The organism is Devosia soli, assembly GCF_000970455.1.
Classification (GTDB): domain Bacteria; phylum Pseudomonadota; class Alphaproteobacteria; order Rhizobiales; family Devosiaceae; genus Devosia; species Devosia soli.
In genome coordinates, this window is record NZ_LAJG01000021.1 from 188234 (window position 1) to 207978 (window position 19745).

The 19745-nt window shown below is 60.7% G+C and carries 30 protein-coding genes; 11 read left to right on the forward strand and 19 right to left on the reverse strand.

What is annotated here, in order from left to right:
• Window positions 1-47: 47 nt before the first annotated feature.
• A complete protein-coding gene (locus VW35_RS09920) occupies window positions 48-608 on the reverse strand; it encodes a TetR/AcrR family transcriptional regulator (protein WP_046142883.1) in 561 nt (186 codons plus the stop codon).
• Window positions 609-665: 57 nt separating this feature from the next.
• Here VW35_RS09920 and VW35_RS09925 point away from each other — a divergent pair, with 57 nt between their 5' ends.
• Window positions 666-1118, forward strand: coding sequence for a DUF2214 family protein (locus tag VW35_RS09925; RefSeq protein WP_046142884.1), 453 nt, complete (start codon window positions 666-668; stop codon window positions 1116-1118).
• On the opposite strand, the gene nth is transcribed toward VW35_RS09925, so the two are convergent.
• A complete protein-coding gene (nth, locus tag VW35_RS22000; protein ID WP_046142885.1) occupies window positions 1115-1786 on the reverse strand; it encodes an endonuclease III in 672 nt (223 codons plus the stop codon). The two genes, VW35_RS09925 and nth, sit on opposite strands and share 4 nt — an antisense overlap.
• A gap of 45 nt (window positions 1787-1831) precedes the next feature.
• On the opposite strand from nth, the gene VW35_RS22005 reads away from it, so the two are divergent.
• The 3 genes from VW35_RS22005 (at window position 1832) to VW35_RS22205 (ending at window position 3258) form a co-directional block, all read left to right on the forward strand.
• Window positions 1832-2317 carry a DUF2244 domain-containing protein gene (locus VW35_RS22005; protein WP_083982625.1) on the forward strand — a complete coding sequence of 162 codons (486 nt, stop codon included), beginning with the start codon at window positions 1832-1834 and terminating at the stop codon, window positions 2315-2317.
• A 72-nt stretch (window positions 2318-2389) separates the two neighbouring features.
• Complete coding sequence (locus tag VW35_RS09940) at window positions 2390-2986, forward strand: helix-turn-helix domain-containing protein (protein WP_342016913.1); 597 nt, start codon at window positions 2390-2392, stop codon at window positions 2984-2986.
• Window positions 2980-3258 carry a methylated-DNA--[protein]-cysteine S-methyltransferase gene (locus VW35_RS22205; RefSeq protein ID WP_342016914.1) on the forward strand — a complete coding sequence of 93 codons (279 nt, stop codon included), beginning with the start codon at window positions 2980-2982 and terminating at the stop codon, window positions 3256-3258. Before VW35_RS09940 ends, VW35_RS22205 begins: the two co-directional genes overlap by 7 nt.
• A 142-nt stretch (window positions 3259-3400) precedes the next feature.
• On the opposite strand, the gene VW35_RS09945 is transcribed toward VW35_RS22205, so the two are convergent.
• Entirely contained in the window at window positions 3401-4015 is a 615-nt protein-coding gene (locus VW35_RS09945; RefSeq protein WP_046142887.1) for a 2,3-bisphosphoglycerate-dependent phosphoglycerate mutase, read from the reverse strand.
• Window positions 4016-4026: 11 nt separating this feature from the next.
• Window positions 4027-4839 (reverse strand): 4-hydroxy-tetrahydrodipicolinate reductase, encoded by an 813-nt coding sequence (gene dapB / locus VW35_RS09950; RefSeq protein ID WP_046142888.1) that lies wholly within the window; start codon window positions 4837-4839, stop codon window positions 4027-4029.
• Window positions 4840-4987: 148 nt separating this feature from the next.
• Between dapB and VW35_RS09955 the strand changes: the two genes are divergently transcribed.
• Window positions 4988-5338, forward strand: coding sequence for a VOC family protein (locus tag VW35_RS09955; RefSeq protein ID WP_046142889.1), 351 nt, complete (start codon window positions 4988-4990; stop codon window positions 5336-5338).
• On the opposite strand, the gene coaA is transcribed toward VW35_RS09955, so the two are convergent.
• From coaA to hisB, 8 genes are all read right to left on the reverse strand, one after another.
• Window positions 5335-6288, reverse strand: coding sequence for a type I pantothenate kinase (gene coaA, locus VW35_RS09960; protein WP_046142890.1), 954 nt, complete (start codon window positions 6286-6288; stop codon window positions 5335-5337). The two genes, VW35_RS09955 and coaA, sit on opposite strands and share 4 nt — an antisense overlap.
• A complete protein-coding gene (locus tag VW35_RS09965; RefSeq protein ID WP_046142891.1) occupies window positions 6288-6605 on the reverse strand; it encodes a phosphoribosyl-ATP diphosphatase in 318 nt (105 codons plus the stop codon). The genes coaA and VW35_RS09965 overlap by 1 nt, the downstream gene beginning before the upstream one ends.
• A 14-nt stretch (window positions 6606-6619) precedes the next feature.
• Window positions 6620-7417 carry an imidazole glycerol phosphate synthase subunit HisF gene (gene hisF / locus VW35_RS09970; protein WP_046142892.1) on the reverse strand — a complete coding sequence of 266 codons (798 nt, stop codon included), beginning with the start codon at window positions 7415-7417 and terminating at the stop codon, window positions 6620-6622.
• Window positions 7414-7743 (reverse strand): hypothetical protein, encoded by a 330-nt coding sequence (locus VW35_RS09975; RefSeq protein WP_046142893.1) that lies wholly within the window; start codon window positions 7741-7743, stop codon window positions 7414-7416. Before VW35_RS09975 ends, hisF begins: the two co-directional genes overlap by 4 nt.
• Window positions 7740-8471 (reverse strand): 1-(5-phosphoribosyl)-5-[(5-phosphoribosylamino)methylideneamino]imidazole-4-carboxamide isomerase, encoded by a 732-nt coding sequence (hisA, locus tag VW35_RS09980; protein WP_046142894.1) that lies wholly within the window; start codon window positions 8469-8471, stop codon window positions 7740-7742. The genes VW35_RS09975 and hisA overlap by 4 nt, the downstream gene beginning before the upstream one ends.
• A gap of 139 nt (window positions 8472-8610) precedes the next feature.
• Window positions 8611-9255: an imidazole glycerol phosphate synthase subunit HisH gene (gene hisH / locus VW35_RS09985; RefSeq protein ID WP_046142895.1), complete on the reverse strand. Its 645-nt coding sequence runs from the start codon at window positions 9253-9255 to the stop codon at window positions 8611-8613.
• Complete coding sequence (locus tag VW35_RS09990; protein ID WP_046142896.1) at window positions 9252-9608, reverse strand: DUF2628 domain-containing protein; 357 nt, start codon at window positions 9606-9608, stop codon at window positions 9252-9254. The genes hisH and VW35_RS09990 overlap by 4 nt, the downstream gene beginning before the upstream one ends.
• A 197-nt stretch (window positions 9609-9805) precedes the next feature.
• Window positions 9806-10399 carry an imidazoleglycerol-phosphate dehydratase HisB gene (gene hisB / locus VW35_RS09995; RefSeq protein WP_046142897.1) on the reverse strand — a complete coding sequence of 198 codons (594 nt, stop codon included), beginning with the start codon at window positions 10397-10399 and terminating at the stop codon, window positions 9806-9808.
• 124 nt (window positions 10400-10523) lie between these two features.
• Here hisB and VW35_RS10000 point away from each other — a divergent pair, with 124 nt between their 5' ends.
• From VW35_RS10000 to hslU, 4 genes are all read left to right on the forward strand, one after another.
• Complete coding sequence (locus VW35_RS10000; protein WP_152662548.1) at window positions 10524-11021, forward strand: hypothetical protein; 498 nt, start codon at window positions 10524-10526, stop codon at window positions 11019-11021.
• A gap of 64 nt (window positions 11022-11085) precedes the next feature.
• Window positions 11086-11640 (forward strand): ATP-dependent protease subunit HslV, encoded by a 555-nt coding sequence (hslV, locus tag VW35_RS10005; protein ID WP_046142899.1) that lies wholly within the window; start codon window positions 11086-11088, stop codon window positions 11638-11640.
• The gene (locus tag VW35_RS10010) at window positions 11641-12156 is read left to right on the forward strand and encodes a GNAT family N-acetyltransferase (RefSeq protein WP_046142900.1); all 516 of its coding nucleotides are present in this window, start codon (window positions 11641-11643) and stop codon (window positions 12154-12156) included.
• A gap of 25 nt (window positions 12157-12181) precedes the next feature.
• On the forward strand, window positions 12182-13489 hold the full coding sequence (gene hslU / locus VW35_RS10015; RefSeq protein WP_046142901.1) for an ATP-dependent protease ATPase subunit HslU: 1308 nt from the start codon (window positions 12182-12184) through the stop codon (window positions 13487-13489).
• Window positions 13490-13624: 135 nt separating this feature from the next.
• On the opposite strand, the gene VW35_RS10020 is transcribed toward hslU, so the two are convergent.
• From VW35_RS10020 to VW35_RS10030, 3 genes are read right to left on the reverse strand one after another with little or no spacing between them, the layout of a single operon-like run.
• Window positions 13625-13999, reverse strand: coding sequence for a helix-turn-helix domain-containing protein (locus VW35_RS10020; protein ID WP_046142902.1), 375 nt, complete (start codon window positions 13997-13999; stop codon window positions 13625-13627).
• Window positions 13996-14580, reverse strand: a complete 585-nt coding sequence (locus VW35_RS10025; RefSeq protein WP_052951634.1) for a Smr/MutS family protein — start codon at window positions 14578-14580, stop codon at window positions 13996-13998. Before VW35_RS10025 ends, VW35_RS10020 begins: the two co-directional genes overlap by 4 nt.
• Before the next feature lie 26 nt (window positions 14581-14606).
• Entirely contained in the window at window positions 14607-15332 is a 726-nt protein-coding gene (locus tag VW35_RS10030) for a Tim44/TimA family putative adaptor protein (RefSeq protein ID WP_046142903.1), read from the reverse strand.
• A gap of 154 nt (window positions 15333-15486) precedes the next feature.
• Between VW35_RS10030 and VW35_RS10035 the strand changes: the two genes are divergently transcribed.
• A complete protein-coding gene (locus tag VW35_RS10035; RefSeq protein WP_046143055.1) occupies window positions 15487-15945 on the forward strand; it encodes an FxsA family protein in 459 nt (152 codons plus the stop codon).
• Between the two features lie 87 nt (window positions 15946-16032).
• Window positions 16033-16542 (forward strand): protein-export chaperone SecB, encoded by a 510-nt coding sequence (secB, locus tag VW35_RS10040; RefSeq protein ID WP_046143056.1) that lies wholly within the window; start codon window positions 16033-16035, stop codon window positions 16540-16542.
• A 131-nt stretch (window positions 16543-16673) separates the two neighbouring features.
• On the opposite strand, the gene dnaQ is transcribed toward secB, so the two are convergent.
• From dnaQ to VW35_RS10060, 4 genes are read right to left on the reverse strand one after another with little or no spacing between them, the layout of a single operon-like run.
• A complete protein-coding gene (dnaQ, locus tag VW35_RS10045; RefSeq protein WP_046143057.1) occupies window positions 16674-17381 on the reverse strand; it encodes a DNA polymerase III subunit epsilon in 708 nt (235 codons plus the stop codon).
• Window positions 17381-17977, reverse strand: coding sequence for a dephospho-CoA kinase (gene coaE, locus VW35_RS10050; protein WP_046142904.1), 597 nt, complete (start codon window positions 17975-17977; stop codon window positions 17381-17383). Before coaE ends, dnaQ begins: the two co-directional genes overlap by 1 nt.
• 3 nt (window positions 17978-17980) lie before the next feature.
• On the reverse strand, window positions 17981-18811 hold the full coding sequence (locus tag VW35_RS10055) for a shikimate dehydrogenase (protein ID WP_046142905.1): 831 nt from the start codon (window positions 18809-18811) through the stop codon (window positions 17981-17983).
• Window positions 18808-19419: a Maf family protein gene (locus tag VW35_RS10060; RefSeq protein WP_046142906.1), complete on the reverse strand. Its 612-nt coding sequence runs from the start codon at window positions 19417-19419 to the stop codon at window positions 18808-18810. Before VW35_RS10060 ends, VW35_RS10055 begins: the two co-directional genes overlap by 4 nt.
• Window positions 19420-19745: the final 326 nt, after the last annotated feature.

The window sequence follows — 19745 nt, forward strand, 5'->3', positions numbered from 1 at the left end:
TTTAACCCATGAGGTCGTCATGGGCAATCTTTGGCGTCGCCAGTGCTTTAGAGACTGCCAACGATCTCGGCGATCAGGGCCTCCCGATCTTCACCGGCACGCAGCGCGATCTGACTATCGAGGAGCAGAATGGCAAGTCCATGGACCTTGGCCCAAGCAGCAAGCGCCTTGATGCGGCAAGTGCCGACATCGCCGCCGACAACGTGACGCAGGGTTTCAAAGGCAGCGTCTGCCGCCATTTTGAGGCCTGGGCGACCATCCTTCTTGAGTTGTGGCGAGAACATCAGGCGGAAGAGATTGGGGTTTTCGAGGGCAAAGGTGACATAGGTCCGGCCCATCGCGGCCATTGGATCCTTGGGGTTGCTGGCTGCGACGGCTTCCATCGACGCGGCGAAACGCTGGAAGCCCGTCACGGCGAGCGCTTCGAGAAGGGCAGCGCGCGAATCGAAATGGCGATAGGGGGCGGCAGGAGACACGCCGACCGCGCGCGCCAGATCGCGCAGGCCGAGGCCAGCCTCACCCTCTTTCTGTAGAATGATCAGCGCTGCTTCAAGGAGTGCCTGGCGCAGATTGCCATGATGATAGGGCGCATTCAGAGATGTTGACATTGTTTACTTTAGAAGAATAGATGTGAGCACCGTTAACACCCGTGCGAGGGCAGAGCAATGGACTGGAACCTGATACTGGCATGCGCACACCATTTGGCGGTGTTTACGCTGGTCGCAGTTTTCGCGGCGGAGTTTGCGCTGCTGCGACCGGGGCTAAGCGGCGAACGTCTGGGACAACTCGCCAAGCTGGATGCCGTCTATGGTGTCATCGCCGTGGTGGTCATTGCAGTCGGTGTTGTCCGCGTCTGGTTCGGCGGGATCGACCCCATGTATTATCTGACCAACCACGCCTTCTGGGGGAAGATGGCCGCCTTCCTCATCATGGGACTGCTGACCATTCAGCCGACCATCGCCATCCGGCGCTGGGTCAAGGCGGGCGGCGGCGCTGCAGACTATGTCGTGCCCGCCAATGAGATCGGCACCAGCCGGCGGTTCATTCACATGCAAGCCGGGGTGCTATTGCTGATCCCGCTGTTCGCTGCGGCCATGGCGCGCGGATATGGGAGCTAGCCGCCCGGCAGTGGCGTCTTTGGTTCGAACAGACACCACTCCCTGATTGGGCAGCGCCAGCATTCAGGCTTTCGCGCCTTGCAGATATAACGGCCGTGAAGGATCAGCCAATGGTGCGCATGAAGCATGAAGCGCTCGGGCACCTGCTTGGTCAGCGCCAGCTCAACCTCGAGCGGGGTCTTCCCCGGTGCAAGGCCGGTGCGGTTCCCGACACGGAAGAGGTGAGTGTCCACCGCGATGGTCGGCTGCTTGAAATAGATGTTTAGGACCACATTGGCCGTCTTGCGGCCGACGCCGGGCAAGGCCTCCAGCGCTTCACGATTGTCTGGCACCTCGCCGCCATGGAGATCGATCAACATCTGCGAAAGGGCAAAAACGTTTTTTGCCTTACCGCGATAAAGTCCGATGGTCTTGATCAGTTCGGTGATCTGATCGACCCCCAGCGCCACCATGGCAGCGGGAGAGGGCGCCAGTTCGAAGAGGCGCTTGGTGGCCTTGTTGACGCCGGCGTCCGTCGCCTGCGCCGAGAGAACGACGGCGACCAGCAGGGTGAAGGCGTTGACGTAGTCGAGTTCGCCCTTGGGCTCGGGTTCGATCTCGTGAAACCGCTCGAAAATGGCTTCGGCGGCCGCACGATTCAATTTCTTCACTTTTTTAGGACTTGGCATTCTCTCGACCCCGAATCTCTGCCAATATTTCAGGGCGAGTCCATCATGCCAATGCAAACCAGCACCACGACCAGTCCGCTCTTTTCGGCCACCTTGCGGCCGGATAGATCCTTGCGCGCGGCAGGCGGCTGGATCGGGTTGGCGGTTGCGGGGCTTTTGGGGCTGCCGTTTCTCGTGGCGGTGCCAGAATTCATCCTGCCGGGAACGGCTGGCTTCGTGCTGGCAGGGGGTGGGTTGACCGCTTTTTCCTGGCGCCAGGCCCGGCGCGCCAAGCTCGTCGAACAGGTTACTGTCTGGACCGATCAGGTGGAAATCCTGACGAACGGACGGCGACAGGAAAAAAAGCTCCGGCGCTTCGATCCGAAAAAAGTGCGGCTTGTTCTGAAGCGCGACGATAATGAGCGGACGCTCGCGATGCATCTGCGGCATGGCGCCGATCTGATCGAAGTCGGTGGCTTCATGGCTGTCGCCGACAAATCGAGTTTTGCCCGCGCCTTCGGCCGCGCGCTGCGCAAGGCCAGGGCGAGCTGAGCCGGTAAAAACCGGGTCGAATAGAGGTCTCCGCAGCGCTAGATTTCCCGAATTGAACCGAGGTGCCGGGAAATGAACCAGCTTGCCGCGCTTGCGCCCGAAAGCGACTATGACACAATCCGCGCCGCCATTCGCTATCTCAGCGAAAACGGACCCGATGCCACCGACCTGCCGCGCTTTGCCCGGGCTCTGGGGCTTACCGAGCGACAGTTGACGGAGCTCTTCCGGCGCTGGTGCGGGCTGTCACCCAAGAGCTTTGCGCAGGCGGTGGCGCTCGATCATGCGAAATCGCTGCTGCGCAATCAGGCGAGCGTGCTCGATACGACCTATGAAGTGGGCCTGTCATCGACCTCGCGGCTCCACGATCTTTTTGTGACTTATGAAGCCATGCCGCCGGGTGTGTTTCGGGCCGGGGGCGAGGGGATCGACATGATCTGGGGCGTGGCGCCGTCGCCCTTCGGACTCGCGGTGATCACGGCACTGATTACGGAATTTCGGGGCTTGGCTTTGCCGATGCGGACACCAGCGTCGAAGAAGCCTTTGCCGATCTTGCCAATCGCTGGCCGCGGGCCCGGTTTACGCGCAATGACGCGCGGATTGCCCCAATGGTCGCCGGCATTTTCGAGCCTCGGCGCTGGTCGCCGAATCATCCGGTGCGGGTCGTGCTGATCGGAACGGATTTCGAGGTAAAAGTCTGGGAAACGCTGCTCAGGATTCCCGTGGGGCAGGCAGTGACCTATTCGAGCGTCGCCAACCAGATCGGCCGGCCAACAGCCTCACGGGCAGTTGGGGCAGCGGTGGGCAAGAACCCGATCAGTTTTGTGGTGCCCTGCCACCGGGTGGTGGGCACCTCTGGCGCGCTGACGGGATATCATTGGGGCGTGCCGCGGAAGCGGGCGATTCTCGGCTGGGAGGCCGGGATCGTTTCGGCGGCGCATTGAGGGCTGAGTTTCACGTGAATCCCCGCAACTCCCTCCAAGCCTCCCCCTGATAGGGGGAGGGATATGCCGGTGGTCTGGTCAAGTATAAAAGCAAACGCGATGCGTCCCTCCTCTGCCAGGGGGAGGTTAGATGGGGGCTACCCTAAAGCTTGACCCGCTCGACCAGCTTTCCATCCGGCCCGATCTTGTAAACCGTCGGCTCGCCCGTCGCGATTTCGCGGGCCAGAATTTCGTCCGGCGTCAGGCCTTCGATAGCCATGACAAGAGCGCGGAGCGAATTGCCATGGGCGGCGATGAGCACGATTTTGCCGGCCTTGAGCTGGGGCAGGATTTCGGCTTCGTAATAGGGAAGGGTGCGGGCCGCCGTGTCCTTGAGCGACTCGCCGCCCGGAGGCGGAACGTCGAAGGAGCGGCGCCAGATGTGCACCTGTTCTTCGCCCCACTTTTCGCGGGCGTCATCCTTGTTGAGCCCCGACAGATCGCCATAGTCGCGCTCGTTGAGCGCAGTGTTGCGGGTGATCGTGACGTTGAGAATGCCCATCTCTTCAAGGATCAGATCGAGCGTGTGCTGGGCGCGGCGGAGGGCCGAGGTATAGAAAAGGTCCGGCGCAAAGTTCTGGGCTTTGAGCGCCTTGCCGGTGGCGCGCGCTTCGCTTTCACCCTGTTCGGTCAGGTTGGGATTGCGCCAACCGGTGAACAGGTTCTTGAGGTTCCATTCGCTCTGGCCGTGACGGACCAGGATCAGTGTGCCGGACATTCTTTTGTTCCCTAGTCGTTGAGGCCGAGGACGTCGGCCATGGTATATAGGCCCGCGGGCTGGTGCACGGCCCAGAGGGCAGCGCGGACGGCGCCATTGGCATAGATGGTGCGGTCTTGCGCGCGATGGTTGAGTTCGATGCGCTCCGAAGGGCCGGCAAGGATGACCATGTGGTCGCCGATAACATTGCCACCGCGAAGGGTCGCAAAGCCGATCGTGCCGAATTCGCGCGGGCCGGTATGGCCATCGCGCACGCGCACGGAATGGTCTTTCAGTGAAATGTTGCGCCCCTTGGCGGCAGCTTCCCCGAGCATCAACGCGGTACCCGAGGGGGCGTCGACCTTGAGGTTATGGTGCATTTCCAAAACTTCGACGTCGTAATCGGGCAGGGCCTGTGCGGCCTTTTCGACGAGAACGGCGAGGGCGACCATGCCGGGCGAAAAATTTCCTGATTTGACGATGCGCGCGCCGGCAACTGCCGCCGCGGCGATTTCCGCGTCATCGGCTTCGGAGCACCCCGTGGTGCCGATGAGGTGGACGATACCTTTGGTAGCGGCAAGCTTGGCCAAGGCGACCGTAGCGGCGGGGGCGGTAAAATCGATGATGACGTCGGTCTGGTCGAGAAGAGCAGAAATATCGTCGGTGACTGAGACGCCCAAAGCGTCGATGCCCGCTAGCGTTCCTGCGTCCTTGCCGATGGAGCTGGCGCCGGGCCGGTCGACCGCACCGACAAGTTTGAGGCCGGGGCTTGCTGCCACTGCCCTGATATTGGCGCCCCCCATGCGGCCGCCGGCGCCGGCAACCACGGTTCTGAGCTCTGTCATGCCCGGTCTCCCGAAATAGTCGAGAACGCCTATATCAGTGCCAAGCCCAAGCGCCAACTCTCTGGCGCAATTGGGCAAGTGCAGCCCAATCGACACCTTTGCCACAAAACCTTAACCTAGAGACCGAAGCGAAAAAAACGGACCCGCAATGACCATCTCCAACGCGCTGGCCAGCATCGCCGTCGAGAGCCTGTCGGAATCGCTCGTCTGGTACGAATATCTGTTCGGCCGCAAGGCCGATGCGCGGCCCATGGCCGATGTCGCCGAATGGAAGCTGCCCGGCGGCAGCTGGGTGCATGTGGCAACCGATGCCGACCGGGCCGGGGCCAGCGTCTTGATGCTGATCGTCGACGATATCGCCGACGAGCTGGGACGGCTCGATATGTATGGGATCAAGCCGGTCGCCAAATCCATCGGAGATTTTTTCAAGACGGCGAAGCTGCGCGATCCCGATGGCAATATGATCGTTCTGAGCCAGCCGCAGCAGGGGACATACTAGACCCTTCGCAGGCTCACATTCTCGATCAGGTGATCCTTGCCTTTTTTCAGGATCAGGTCGGCTCGGCCTCTCGTGGGAAGCACATTGTCGACAAGGTTGGGCAGGTTGATCGTGCGCCAGACCATCCGCCCAAACGTTCCTGCTTCCTCCTCGCTCATTTCGGCGAAGCGGCGGAAGAAGGAGGTGGGGTCCTTGAAGGCGGTTTCGCGCAAGCGGAAGAAGCGCTGCATGAACCAGTCTTCGAGGTCGTCGTTTTCGGCGTCGATATAGACGGAAAAGTCGATGAAGTCGGAGGCAAAGAGGATCGGCCTGCCGGTGCGCGGCAATTCTCCCGGCTGCAGGATATTGAGCCCTTCAACGATCAGGATGTCGGGCCGGTTGACCGTCATTTCGGTGCCGGGCACCACGTCATAGACGAGGTGGGAATAGATCGGGACTTTTACATTGGCCTTGCCCGATTTGATATCCGCCAGGAAACTGACGAAGCGGGCGCGATCATAACTTTCGGGAAATCCCTTGCGCTCCATCAGGCCTTTTTCGGCGAGCACTGCATTGGGATAGAGAAAACCGTCGGTGGTCACCAGATCGACGCGTGGGGTCGATGGCCAGCGTGACAACAGGGCTTTCAAAATGCGGGCCGTGGTCGATTTGCCCACCGCCACGGATCCCGCGACCCCTATGATGAATGGCACCTTGTGGCCATGCGGCGTCGCGAGAAAGCGCGACTGCACATTATGGAGCCCTTGCACCGCTTCGACATAGTAGGAGAGGAGGCGCGAGAGCGGCAGATAGACTTCCTCGGCTTCCTCAAGGGAGATCGGGTCGGTCAGGCCGCGCAGGCGATCGATGTCGCCCTGGTCGAGGGTCATGGGCTGGCCGTCGCGCAGCTTGCTCCATTCGGCCTTGGTGAAATGGTGATAAGGATTGAGCGCAGGAGAGCGGGGCGCCATTATTTGGATTCCGTTCGGGAGGCTTTTTCAGCAAGCCCGGATTGAGCGGTGCGCGCATCGAGCTCGGCCATGATTTCACGCAACGGAATGTCGGCCGCCTTGAGCACGACGAGGAGGTGATAGAGGAGGTCCGCGGACTCCTTGACCAGCTCCGCCCGGTCGCCGGTGACGGCAGCGATGACGGCCTCGGTTGCTTCCTCGCCAACTTTCTGGGCGGCCTTGCTGATGCCGCGCGCAATGAGTTTTGCCGTATAGCTTTCTTCGGGCGAGGCGGCGGCGCGGATGGCGATGCGGGCTTCGAGCTCTTCGAGATTCATCTTTTTTGTCCCGTTTACGCCGCCGCATCCATGCGCATGGCGATCCCGTGCTCGACCATATAGCGCTTGGCTTCGGGAATCGTAAAAGTGCCGAAGTGGAAGATGGACGCTGCAAGCACAGCGCTGGCATGGCCTTCGAGGACGCCGTCGACGAGATCCTGCAATGTACCGACACCGCCCGAGGCGATGACGGGAACTTCCACCGCGTCGGCGATCATGCGGGTCAGTTTGAGGTCGAACCCGGACTTGGTGCCGTCTCGGTCCATCGAAGTCACCAGCAGTTCGCCGGCGCCGCGCTCGACCATCCTGGCGGCAAATTCCACCGCGTCGATGCCTGTCGGGCGGCGGCCGCCATGGGTATAGATTTCCCATTCTGAGCGATTGTCGCCGCCGACCTTGGCGTCGAGCCGCTGCTTGGCATCGACCGAGACGACGATGCACTGGTTGCCGAATTTGTCCGCGGCGCGGGCAATGAAATCGGGGTCGTTCACGGCGGCAGAATTGATCGCGACCTTATCGGCGCCGGCGAGCAGCAGCTTGCGGATATCGTCCACGGTGCGCACGCCGCCGCCAACGGTAACCGGCATGAAGCAATGTTCGGCGGTGCGGGCGACGACATCGAAAATCGTGTCGCGGCCTTCGTGGCTCGCGGTGATGTCGAGAAAAGTCAGCTCGTCGGCGCCGGCTGCATCGTAGGCCATGGCGGCTTGGACGGGGTCGCCGGCATCGATCAGGTCGACGAAATTGACGCCCTTGACGACCCGGCCGCCGGCCACGTCGAGGCAGGGAATGATGCGAGTCTTGAGGCTCATTGCGGTAGGCCCTTGCGCTTTCGCCCCCAGGCGGTGCGATGGATGATGACGATGACGACCCAGACGATCACGCCGCCAAAGCCAAGCGGCAGCGTGAGCAGGCCGAGCCAGCCCATGACGAACATCGTATAAAGCAATTCCCCAAGGTCGGTCCCACCCAACATGCAGGTGTTGACCCCGCCCTCGTTGAGATTGCAGCCATTGGCCTGCGCAATCGAGCTCGCTGCAACCACGGAAATGACCGGAGCGAGAGTGAAGAGCAGAATGACGACGAGGATCAGAATGTAAGGCCACCACGGAAAGCGCGCTGGCTTGGTTTCGGTCACGCTGCGGCCCTCAATTTGGCGAGTGCTTCACGTGAATCAATGCGTCCATCGTAAAGCGCGCGGCCGGAGATGGCGCCTTCGAGAACCTGATATTCGGGGCGCGTCATGCGCTCGATATCGTCCATGGAGGCGAGGCCACCCGAGGCGATAACAGGGATGGAGGTCGATCGGGCGAGCTCGAGTGTCGATGGCCAGTTGATGCCGGCCAAAATACCGTCGCGGTCGATGTCGGTATAGATGATGGCGGCAACGCCCGCGCCTTCGAACCGCTTGGCAAGTTCGATGATCGACAGTTCGGACGTTTCCGCCCAGCCTTCCACGGCCACAATGCCGCCCTTAGCATCCGTACCGACCGCAACTTGGCCGGGCCATTTTTTCGCGGCCTCTTTCACCAGTTCGGGATCGCGCACCGCAACGGTGCCGAGAATGACGCGGGCGAGGCCCTTGTCGAGCCAGGCTTCGATGTGGTCGAGCGTGCGGATACCGCCGCCGAGCTGGACGGGGAAGTTGACGGTCTTGAGAATGCTTTCGACCGCGGCGCCATTGACGCTCTCGCCGGCAAAGGCGCCGTTGAGATCGACGACGTGGAGATATTCAAATCCCTGGTCTTCAAAACTCTTTGCCTGGGCGGCGGGGTCATCGTTGAACACGGTCGCCTGATTCATGTCACCGAGTTTCAGCCGCACGCATTGGCCGTCTTTGAGGTCGATGGCGGGGAAGAGAATCATGGTCTTTTGCCCTTTGGCAGAACCCCCACCCGACCTCCCCCTGAGAGGGGGAGGAGCAGGGACATCGGTTTTGGCAGCATGGTGCCACACACTCGGTATGATCCCTCCCCATCATAGGGGGAGGTTAGGTGGGGGTGCCTCACGGCACCCAATTCAGAAAATTCTCGATCAGCTTCAACCCAAGTGCCTGGCTCTTTTCGGGATGGAACTGCGTCCCGAAAATATTGTCGCGGCCGATGCAGGCGGTCACCGCCCCACCATAATCGGTTGTGGCGACAAGGTGCGCTGGGTCTGCCGTATGGAAGTGATAAGAGTGCACGAAATAGGCGTGCAGGCCATCGGGAATGCCAGCAAGGAGGGCGTGAGGGCGGAGGACCGAAATGGTGTTCCAGCCCATATGCGGGATCTTCAAAGCCGGATCGGACGGGGTGATCTTTTCGACGGCGCCGGGGATCCAGCCAAGGCCTTGGGTGACGACTTTTTCGCGGCCTTCGCTGGCGAGCAGCTGCATGCCGACGCAGACGCCGAGAAAGGGCGTCGTGCCGCGGATGACGCGTTCGTCCAAAACCTCGGTCATGCCGGCGACGGCGTCGAGGCCGGTCTTGCAATCGGCGAAGGCGCCGACGCCGGGCAGCATGATGCGATCGGCGCGGCGCACCAGTTCAGGGTCGGCGGTGACGATGATGTCGGGGGCGTCGTCGAGCAATCGAGCGACGCGCTCAAAGGCATTGGCGGCAGAGCGCAGATTGCCCGCGCCATAATCGATGATGGCAACAGTGCTCATGGGCGGGATTCCAGGACAGCGAGACGGGCGAGATCGGCATCGGCAGCAAAGCGATGGCCAAGGGAAGCCAGCCCCCGGCGATGGAGCGCGCGGCGCTGGGCGCCGGGCGCGGCAAAGCCAAAGCCGATTGCGAGGAGCGCATAGAGAAAGAAGGCAGCTTCAGCCCCGAGGAAACGCCCGGCAATCATCACGAGGCACAGGGCAAGAACAGCAAGCCCGAAATGACCCCAAAGCCGATGAACAAGCGCATGGACCGGCGGCAGCAATGCCGCGAACCAGGAAAAGCGCTCAGCGACGGCCACGGGCAGGGCGGTCGGATCGTCCACGGATCGATAAAGGGCAAAAAGGGTCACGGGGGAACTCCCAGGACGGAATGAGGTCCACTTAGTGCAAAATGTGGAAATGCGAAAGGCCATGACCACTTTGATGCGTCGTCATTGCCGGGCTTGTCCCGGCAATCCATCTGGGGGAGGCCCGCCAATCCTACGGATTGGCATGGACTACCGGGACAAGCCCGGTAGTGACGAGATCTGTAAGAGCGGTGGAAGAACTAAAGCGTGCCCTTGGTGCTCGGGACACGATCGGCCTGACGGGGGTCGATCTCGAGCGCATCGCGGAGGGCACGCGCCACCGCCTTGAACATCGACTCGGCCAGATGGTGGTTGTTGTCGAAATAGAAGTTTTCGATGTGGAGCGTGATTCCCGCATTGATCGCAAAAGCCTGAAAAAACTCGCGGAACAGCTCGGTATCGATCTCGCCGATCTTGTCGCGGTTGAATTCGGCCTTGAAGACGAGAAAGGGCCGGCCCGAAACATCGAGCGCGGCGCGGGTCAACGTGCCGTCCATCGGCAGGTCGCACGAGGCATACCGGCGAATACCCTTCTTGTCGCCGATCGCTTTTGCGATGGCTTGACCCAGCGCAATCCCGACATCTTCCACCGTGTGGTGAAAATCGATGTGGAGGTCACCCGTGCATGCCACATCCATGTCGATCAGCGCGTGGCGCGAAAGCTGGTCGAGCATGTGATCGAAGAAGCCGACGCCGGTCGCCATCTTATGCGCGCCGGTGCCGTCGAGATTGATCGAGACGGAAATCTCGGTCTCGTTGGTCTTGCGGGCAATGGTCGCGGTGCGCATGGGCATCTCTCCGAAGGTCGGGGCTCCTTAGCAGATAGGCGCGCAGGCATAAAGATGGCGTTGCCGTGCCATGGCAGTTCCACATTTGGATGCAGGCTGGCGCGAGGCTTTCAGCTTGAAGGATTTGTCAATGCGCTTCGCCCCGGTTTTCGCCCTCGGACTTTTGGTTCTTGCGCCGCTCCCGGCACAGGCACAATCGACGCGCGACGCCTGCACGCTGCTCGACAAGAACCTGCTGACGGAGACCCTGGGCCAGACGCCGGAACTGCGCGAAGAAAACGGTGCGGGCACCGGGGTGTCGCTTTGCAGTTGGCGCGGTCGCGAAGGGGAGGGGGTTCGCGTCCATTCCATTACGGCGGTAAGCCAGAGCATCGTCGGGGGCACACCGCTCGACTATTTCAAGCAGCACCAAGGCTACAAATTCGAAGAGCTGACCCCAGCCAATGTGGCCACCATCGAGGGGCCGTGGCAGGCGGGGTATCTGGTCGATGTGACGACAGAGCCCAATCCCGATCAGCTCTACGTCCTCACCTTCATCAATAAGAACGACACGGTCACCATCGAGACCTATGGCCTCCCGAAAGAGACGACCGTTGCTCTCGCAGAGTCCGTGGCGCGCGGGATGTAGCCGCGCATTGCAATCACGCGGCGCGCTCCTAAATAGTACTCAACAGTTCGGAGTACCTCCCCAAATGAGTGACAGTGCTAATCCCGGCTGGCACGGGACGACGATCGTTTCCGTGCGCAGGGGCAATAAGGTCGTGGTAGCTGGCGATGGCCAGGTGTCCATGGGCCAGACCGTGATGAAACATGGCGCCAAGAAAGTCCGGCGCCTTGCCGGTGGCAAGGTGATCGGCGGCTTTGCCGGATCGACGGCAGACGCTTTTACGCTTTTCGAGCGGCTCGAAGCCAAGCTCGAGCAATATCCCGACCAGCTGATGCGCGCCGCCGTCGAGCTCGCCAAGGATTGGCGGACCGATCGGTATCTGCGCAAGCTTGAAGCCATGATGATCGTGGCAGACAAGACCGATACGCTGGTGTTGACCGGCAATGGCGATGTGCTGACGCCCGATCATGGTGTGATCGCCATTGGCTCGGGCGGCAATTATGCGCACTCGGCCGCGCTTGCCCTTCATCAGGCGACCGAGCTTGATGCCGAAGACATCGCCCGCCGTGCCATGAAGATCGCCGAGGAAATCTGCGTCTACACCAATGGCAATGTCACCGTCGAAACCATCGAGCTCTAAGTGACCTTTTCCATCCGGCAACTCGGACCCAGCGATGCGGCAGACTATCGCGTTATCAGGCATGAATCGCTCCTCAATCACCCCGAAGCATTCGTCTCTTCGGCCGAGGCCTTTGCGGCAAAGTCCGATGCCGAAATCCGGCAGACGCTGGCAGCGCTGACCGTCTTCGGCGCCGTCCTGCCGGATGGATCGCTTGGCGGCATCAATGCCTTCATGCGCGCAGATACGCCCAAGGAGCGGCATCGGGGCTGGATGATCCAGGTCTATGTGCGGTCTGAACATCGCGGCACCGGCATGTCGCGCGCTTTGGTCGAGCATCTCGTCGACCATGCGCGGGACAAGGTCATCCAGATTCACCTCGGGGTCTGGGCCGAGAACGAGCCGGCCATACGCCTCTATAAAAAGCTGGGCTTTGAGACCTACGGGACAGAGCCCCGCTACCTCTTCGTGAACGGTCGATATATCGACGAACACCTGATGGTGCGCTTCCTGGACCGCGATGCGGTTCAATCGTGAGGCACCGATCGAAAGTGACAATAGAATGAGTGAAACCAATTTTTCGCCGCGCGAGATCGTTTCCGAGCTCGACCGCAATATCGTCGGCCAGCATGACGCCAAGCGCGCGGTGGCCGTGGCGCTCAGGAATCGCTGGCGCCGGCAGCAGCTGCCGCCCGAGCTGCGCCGCGAGGTCACGCCGAAAAACATCCTGATGATCGGACCGACCGGGGTCGGCAAGACCGAAATTTCGCGCCGGCTGGCGCGCCTTGCCCAGGCGCCCTTCGTCAAGGTGGAAGCCACCAAATTCACCGAAGTCGGCTATGTCGGCCGTGATGTCGAGCAGATCGTTCGCGATCTGGTTGAGGCGGGGATCACCGTGCTGCGCGACAAGCGGCGCCGCGATGTCGAAGCCCAGGCCCATCATAATGCCGAAGAGCGCGTGCTCGATGCGCTTGTTGGCACCTCGGCGACGCCATCGACCCGCGATAGCTTTCGCAATAAGCTGCGGACCAACGAACTCGACGACAAGGAGATCGAGCTCGAACTGACCCCGGCAACGCCGCAGGGATTTGATTTCCCCGGCATGCAGGGCGGCGGCATCGGCATGATCAATATTTCCGACATGTTCAAGTCGGCCATGGGCGGCCGCGGCGTCAAGCGCAAGATCAAGGTCAAGGACGCCTATGAGCCGCTGATCGCCGAAGAGGCCGACAAGCTGCTCGATCAGGAACAGCTCAAGGCCGAGGCGATCGAGCTCGTCGAAAATCACGGCATCGTCTTCATCGACGAGATCGACAAGGTCGCGGCCCGCGAAGGTGGCGTGCAGGGCGGTCCGTCACGCGAAGGCGTGCAGCGTGATCTCTTGCCGCTGATCGAAGGCACGACGGTTTCCACCAAATATGGTCCGGTCAAGACCGACCATATTTTGTTCATTGCCTCTGGCGCCTTCCATGTGAGCAAGCCGAGCGACCTCTTGCCCGAGCTTCAGGGTCGTCTGCCGATCCGCGTCGAATTGAAGGCGCTCACGCGCGAGGATTTCATCCGCATCCTCAATGACACCGAAGCGAGCCTGGTTCGCCAATATGTGGCGCTCATGGGTACCGAAGGGGTAACGTTAAGCTTCACTTCGGACGCGATCGAAGCCATCGCCGATGCCGCCGTGCGGGTCAATTCCTCGGTCGAAAACATCGGCGCCCGTCGTTTGCAGACCGTCATGGAACGGCTGGTCGAAGAGATATCCTTTGACGCGCCAGACAAGGCCGGACAGACGATTTCCATCGATGCAGCATTCGTCCGCGAAAAGGTGGGCGTGCTTGCTGGAGATACGGACTTGAGCAAGTTCGTGCTCTAGGGCTTGTATTTCGTTAGGCCGTCATTGCCGGGATTGTCCCGGCAATCCATCTCTCGGCCCAAATGAACCATCGGGACAAGCCCGGTGGTGACGGAGAAAATTACATCTCGCGCAGGAAGGCACAGCACCGGCCGACTAGATTGAGCGCTTCTTGCCCGTGCGCTTGACCAGCTCATCGCGTAAAAACTTGAGATCCTCTGGTTCCAGCCGGTCGATATTGTCTCGCAACCGATTGGTAAATTCGGTCGCCTCCGGGCTGAGCCCGCCAGTGTCGATCGTGACCTTCGGGTCAGAAATCTCGGCGAGCCGCTGCAGTTCTTCGGCTTCGTCCCAGATGACATTGAAATAGGCGATCATGCGGTGGAGCAGAAAACTCGTCGGCGTCCCGCGCTTGCCATGCTCAAGAGCCGAGAGATAGGCGCTCGACACGTTAAGCGCCGCCGCCATTTCCTTTAGCGATATGCCGCGAGATTCGCGGAGAGCCCGGAGCTTGGCGCCGAGCGGGGTCATGTGCGCCTCAGGCGCACATACCACGCGCCCTCCCCACCATGGCCGCGGGCAGCCACGCTCCAGCCAGAAATCATGTGCGAGAGGCCGGGCTCGGAAAGCCAGATCGGCAGCATGGTGCGCAGGATGCCGCGCTCGGTCATGGCGGCGATATAATCACTGTCGGTCTTGGCGCCCTTGCCGGTGATGACGAGCAAAGTCCGGTCGCCGCGGGCGGCACGCGTTCCAATGAAACGGCGTAGCGTTTCACGCGCTTCGATCTGGGTCATGCCATGAAGATCGATGGTGCCGTCGATCTCGATGCGGCCGCGGCGGACTTTCTTATGGATCGCGGGATCAACGGCTTTGTCGATAACTTTGGCCGGCTGCACCGGCGCCTGATAGGGCGGCAAGAACGGCTTTTTCGGGCTGCCGATCTTAGGCGGCGCCTTGATCGACGGCGCTGGTTCCGGCTCAGGGATGGGAAGGGCGCTATTGGATCCCAGCTTCAAGAGACCCTTGCGGCGCAGGGGTTCGACGGTCTCGGATACGGAAGTCCAGAGGTGAAAGTCGTGCGGCAGGCGCTTGGTGTCGCGCTTTGACATGTTGCGGGCGCCTGCCAGAAGGATGATCAGTCGAGCTGGCTCGTGGTGACGACTTTCCAGTTCGGGTCGCGCGATTTCGGATTGCGCGCAAAGGTCCATTCATCGGCAATGGTCTGAACCTGATCGGCATTGCCTTCAACGAGATTGCCATCCTTATCGCGAATGGCCGAGACGACTTCGGCATGGAAGTCGACCGTGACGAGCACGTTCTTCTTGTCGTACTCGGCGTTGACGATGGCGATCTTTGGCAGGCCGACAAAGGTGAAGTCGTTTTTCTGGCCAGCCGCTTCGCGCTCGGAAATGGCACGGGCGAAGCTGTCGTAGACGTCCTTGTCGAGAAGGTTCTTGAGCGTCGTGCGATCACCTTCGGCAAAGCCAGTGACGATCATTTCATAGGCCTGCTTGGCGCCTTCAAGGAAGGATTTTGGGGTAAAGGTGGGATCCGCTTCAGCTACTGCACGGAGGCCGGTTGCAAGTTCGGCATTGCCGGCAGACGCCTGTTCGATTTCTGCCTCAAGCTTACGGGTGCGGCGTTCGTCGTCTAGATTGGCGGTCTCTGCGGGGCGTGGCCGCATCGGCACGACACCATCGTCAGCCGGGGCTGCTTTCTTGTCCACCGGGGTGGAGCGGCTGCGGTCGATCGGCGGGCGTTCATTGCCCGTCCGCGTTCCCAGGACAGAGCGGAGGCGGAACAGTACAAAGACCGCGACCACTATGGCGATAAGGGTAGGCAGATCGAGAAACTCGTCCATATGTCGGTGCACCTGATAGCTGCGCATCGATGAAGATGCGGTTGGGCGCTCGCCGAGCGCGCTTACTGTTCCTATATATAGGAAAAGCTTTCGCTCAAAACCAGTTCACTTACGGCGGCGCGATTTGCCGCGCCCCCCAACCAAGGATGACCCGGTGCTCCGCTTCATTCCAATCCTGTTCCTAGCGCTGCCACTCGTTGAGATCGCGCTTTTCATCGTCGTCGGGCGCGCTATCGGCGTGGTGACAACGCTAGGGCTCGTGGTGCTGGCCGTGGTGCTGGGCGTTCTCTTGCTGCGTCAACAGGGGTTGAGCGTGCTCAATCGCATGCGGTCCAATATGCAGACCGGCACTTTGCCGGGACAGACGCTGTTCGATGGTATGGTGCTGGCCATTGCCGCCGTGCTTCTGATCATTCCGGGCTTTTTCGGTGACATCGTGGCGCTGACGCTGCTGATCCCACCAGTCCGCCACTGGCTTTATCGCGCCATGACGCGGAACATGACGGTGGTGCAGACGACAACGACGTACCGCTCAGCCGATCCAGGCGAGCAGCACCATCTCAATCGGCCGCAGACAATCGATCTCGACGAAGACGATTGGCAGCGCAAATAGGCCGCAAAAAGCCCTCTTTGCTTGTCCGCTTCGGGCAAAGATGCTAGCCAGCCGGGCAAGAAACGTCCAAACGCAAAGGGACCAAATATGGCCGACGAAAACCAGGGCGCGGCAGCGCCGCAGCCCGGCGCAGCGCCCAGCATGAATCTAGTGGGCCAATATGTGCGCGATCTCTCCTTCGAGAACCCCGGCGCACCCGGCACCATCATGGCTGGCGGCGGCAATCCGGCCTTCAACGTCTCGATCTCGGTTGGTGTCAAGAAGCAGTCCGACGAACTTTATGCGGTCGAGCTCAACCTCAAGGCCAAGGCGAACCGCGAAGAAACTCTGCTCTTCAACGTCGAGCTGGTCTATGGCGGCGTCTTCCGCATGCGCAACATTCCGGAAGCCCAGATTTCGACGCTGCTGATGGTTGAATGCCCGCGTCTCATCTTCCCGTTCGCGCGCCAGGTGCTCGCCAACGTCACCCAGCAGGGTGGCTTTCCGCCGCTGATGATGGAGCCGGTCGACTTCATGGCAATCTATCGCCAGAACCTTGCCGCCCTTGCTGCCAAGCAGCAGGACGGTGCCCCAGCTGGAGAAGCCAAGCCAAACTGATTCTTTTGCGCCTTCTGGCCTCGGTGACGATGAAAAAACCCCGGCGCGAGCTGGGGTTTTTGTTTTGGGTCTGGATCTTTAGAGGTTCGTCATTGCCGGTTGACGATAAGTTTTGGCTCGCGGTGATGAAGCTATTCCGCGGCTTCGGCTGCGCCGTATTGCGCCCAGATCGCCGTCTCGCCCATCTTGGCGATGAAAGCCTCATGAGCCTCAGCTTCGGCAAGCGAAATCCTCGAGGGCAGGGGCATTGGCCGAGGGCGAGCGGCAATGCGCGTGAGAAGGCTCTCGCTGCCATCGCTTTCGGTTTCGGCAATCAGCGCCAGGCTCACCTGCTTGCCGCCGATCAGTTCGAGATACACTTCGGCGAGAATTTCACTGTCGAGCAGCGCGCCGTGTAGCGTGCGCCGGGAATTGTCGATGCCGTAATGCTTGCAGAGCGCATCCAGGCTCACGCGCGCGCCAGGATGCTTCTTGCGCGCTAGCATGACGGTATCGATCACCTCATTGTCGAGCGTGGGCAAGCCGGCCCAGCCCAATTCAGCATTCAAAAAGCCCATGTCGAAGGGGGCGTTGTGAATGATGAGGCGCGCGCCATCGACGAAGGTGCGGAAGTCCTCAGCAAGCGTCTTGAACACCGGCTTGTCCGACAAAAATTCGCGGCTCAACCCGTGCACGCGAAACGCCTCTTCGGGCATGTCGCGTTCGGGATTGATATAGACGTGATAGTTTTTACCCGAGGGGATGTGGTTGATCAATTCGACGCAGCCGATTTCGACGAGGCGATCGCCTTCGGCATGGGAAAGGCCCGTTGTTTCGGTATCGAGAACGATTTCCCGGATCATTTGTCTGGGCCCCTTGTCTTGAGCGTGGCGACGAGCGCCGCAACCTCGGCATCGACGATGTCTGGTGCGCGTGCTGTATCGAAGAGATATGTGGCGCGCTTCTTCTTTTCATCCTGTGGCATCTGGCGGGCAAGGATCGCATCGCGCTTTTCCACGGTCATGCCCGGCCGCGCCATGATGCGCCGGTTCTGTATTTCGGGATCGACGAAGGTCACGGCGACGGCGTCGAAGCCATAGTCATAGCCGCTTTCAAAAAGCAGCGGGACTTCAACGGCAGCAACGAATGCGCCGGATTTTTCCGCATCATCGAGAAAGCGGGCGATGCGCTCGCGGACAAGCGGATGGATCAGCGCCTCGAGCTTTTTAAAGCCTGCCGGGTCGGCGGCAAGGCGCCCCGCCAGTTCCGCCCGATCGATGCGTCCCTCGCGCGCCGTACCTGGAAACAGCGCATCGACAGCCGCCACGGCTGCGCCTTCATACAACTGGGCAACTGCCTGATCGGCAGAAAAAGTGGGCACGCCGAGTTTGCCAAAAGCTGCAAGCAGGGTCGATTTGCCGGTGGCTATCGAGCCGGTAATGCCGAGCCGCCACATATATCAGTAGTCCAAAGTCGCTTCGATGCGGGCCCGCAGTTCAGAAGTGACCTTCGGGCGAACGCCAAACCAATCGGCAAAGCCGGGTACGGCTTGGTGAAGAAGCATGCCGAGGCCGTCGACCGTTCTCAATCCGGCAGCTTTGGCATCTGATAGGAGCGGGGTGATCAGGGGCGAATAGACGATGTCGGTGACCAGTGCCGATTTGGGGAGCAGCTCAAGATCGAGCCACTCAAAGCGCGTTCCATGAAGACCGATGGAGCTGGTATTGACCACAAGACCCGTCTTGGGAGCGATTGCCGCAAAGTCTTCAAAACCGTGCGCTTCGAACCTTTCGTCGATCTCCGCGACAAGCTTCTCGGCATTGGCGAGAGTTCGATTGAGGATGTGAACTTTGCCTTTCCAGCGCTGGCGCAAGGCTACAAGTATCGCGCGAGACGCCCCGCCGGCACCGATCACGATGGCATCGCCAGACCCATCCGACCAGCCCGGTGCCTTGTCGTCGAGATTACCGAGAAATCCGAGATAGTCGGTATTATATCCGTGCACCTTGCTCTCGCGCACGACCAGCGTATTCACCGCGCCGATGGTTTTTGCCAGGTCATCGACACAGTCGCAGAGCGCGAAGACGGCTTCCTTATGCGGGATCGTGACATTGCCGCCGGCGAATTCGCCGCTGCGCAGCCGTTCGAAAAAAGCAGGCAGGGCGTCGGGCGCCACGTCGATCGCTTCATAACTGCCTTCGATGCCGTGTTCGGCAAGCCAAGTGCCGTGGATGAGCGGCGAGCGCGAATGGGTAATGGGGTGGCCGATGACAAAGGCTTTGCGGGTCACGGCATATCCAGGGTTTCGGCAAACACATCTGGTTCGAAGTCGCGCAGTGCTTCGAGCAAGGGCAGCAGCGGCAGGCCGAGTATCGTAAAATAGTCGCCCACGACCTTTTCGAAGAGCTGGATGGATGGGCCTTCGAGGCGATAGCCGCCAACGGAGGACAGCGCCGCCTCACCCTCGGCCGCAAGCACGCGGTCCCGCTCTTCGGGCGAAAAGTCCCTCATGGTGAGTTCAGCCGTTTCGATATCGGACCAGATCAGCGCGCCACCCCGAGCCAAAGCGACCGCTGCATGGAGCCGATGGGTCTTGCCGGCGAGATGATCGAGCTGGCGGGCAGCGTCAACCATGTCGGCAGGCTTGTGGAGGAGCTCAGTGCCGAGCGACAAAGTTTGGTCGGCGCCGATCACGAGAGCCTTTGGATGGAGCGCCGAAACAGCTTCCGCCTTGGCTCTGGCAAGAAGCGAAGCGAGGTCTCGCGCATCGGCGCCTTCGGCCAGGGCACCAGCTTCGAGCACGCGTTCGTCAAGCCCGGCCGCCTCCACTAAAAAGCGCAAGCCAGCCTTTTCCATCAAGGCTTTACGGGTCGAACTCGAGGATGCAAGGATCAGCATGAGGTCAGTTTTTCCACACTGTCATCCACAGCTCAAGCGCCATCTGGGGGAATGACTCGTAACTTTTGCGAACTTGGAAACTTGTTCGACCAGTTCGTTAAAAAGTTAACAATTCCTTTCCGCGTTCTTCGGAGAGGGGCTGGGGGAATCATTGGGGACAACTGGATCTGGCGGGAGAGGATTATCGACTCCCTCATCCACAGGCGAATCCGAATCATTGACTCGGGAGTCGGCTGATTAAGGCCTTCTTAAACTTCCTTAACGCGACGAGCCACGCCACTCGGTCACAGGTGTTAACAGAGCGTTAACGACGCGCTGCGCGCAAG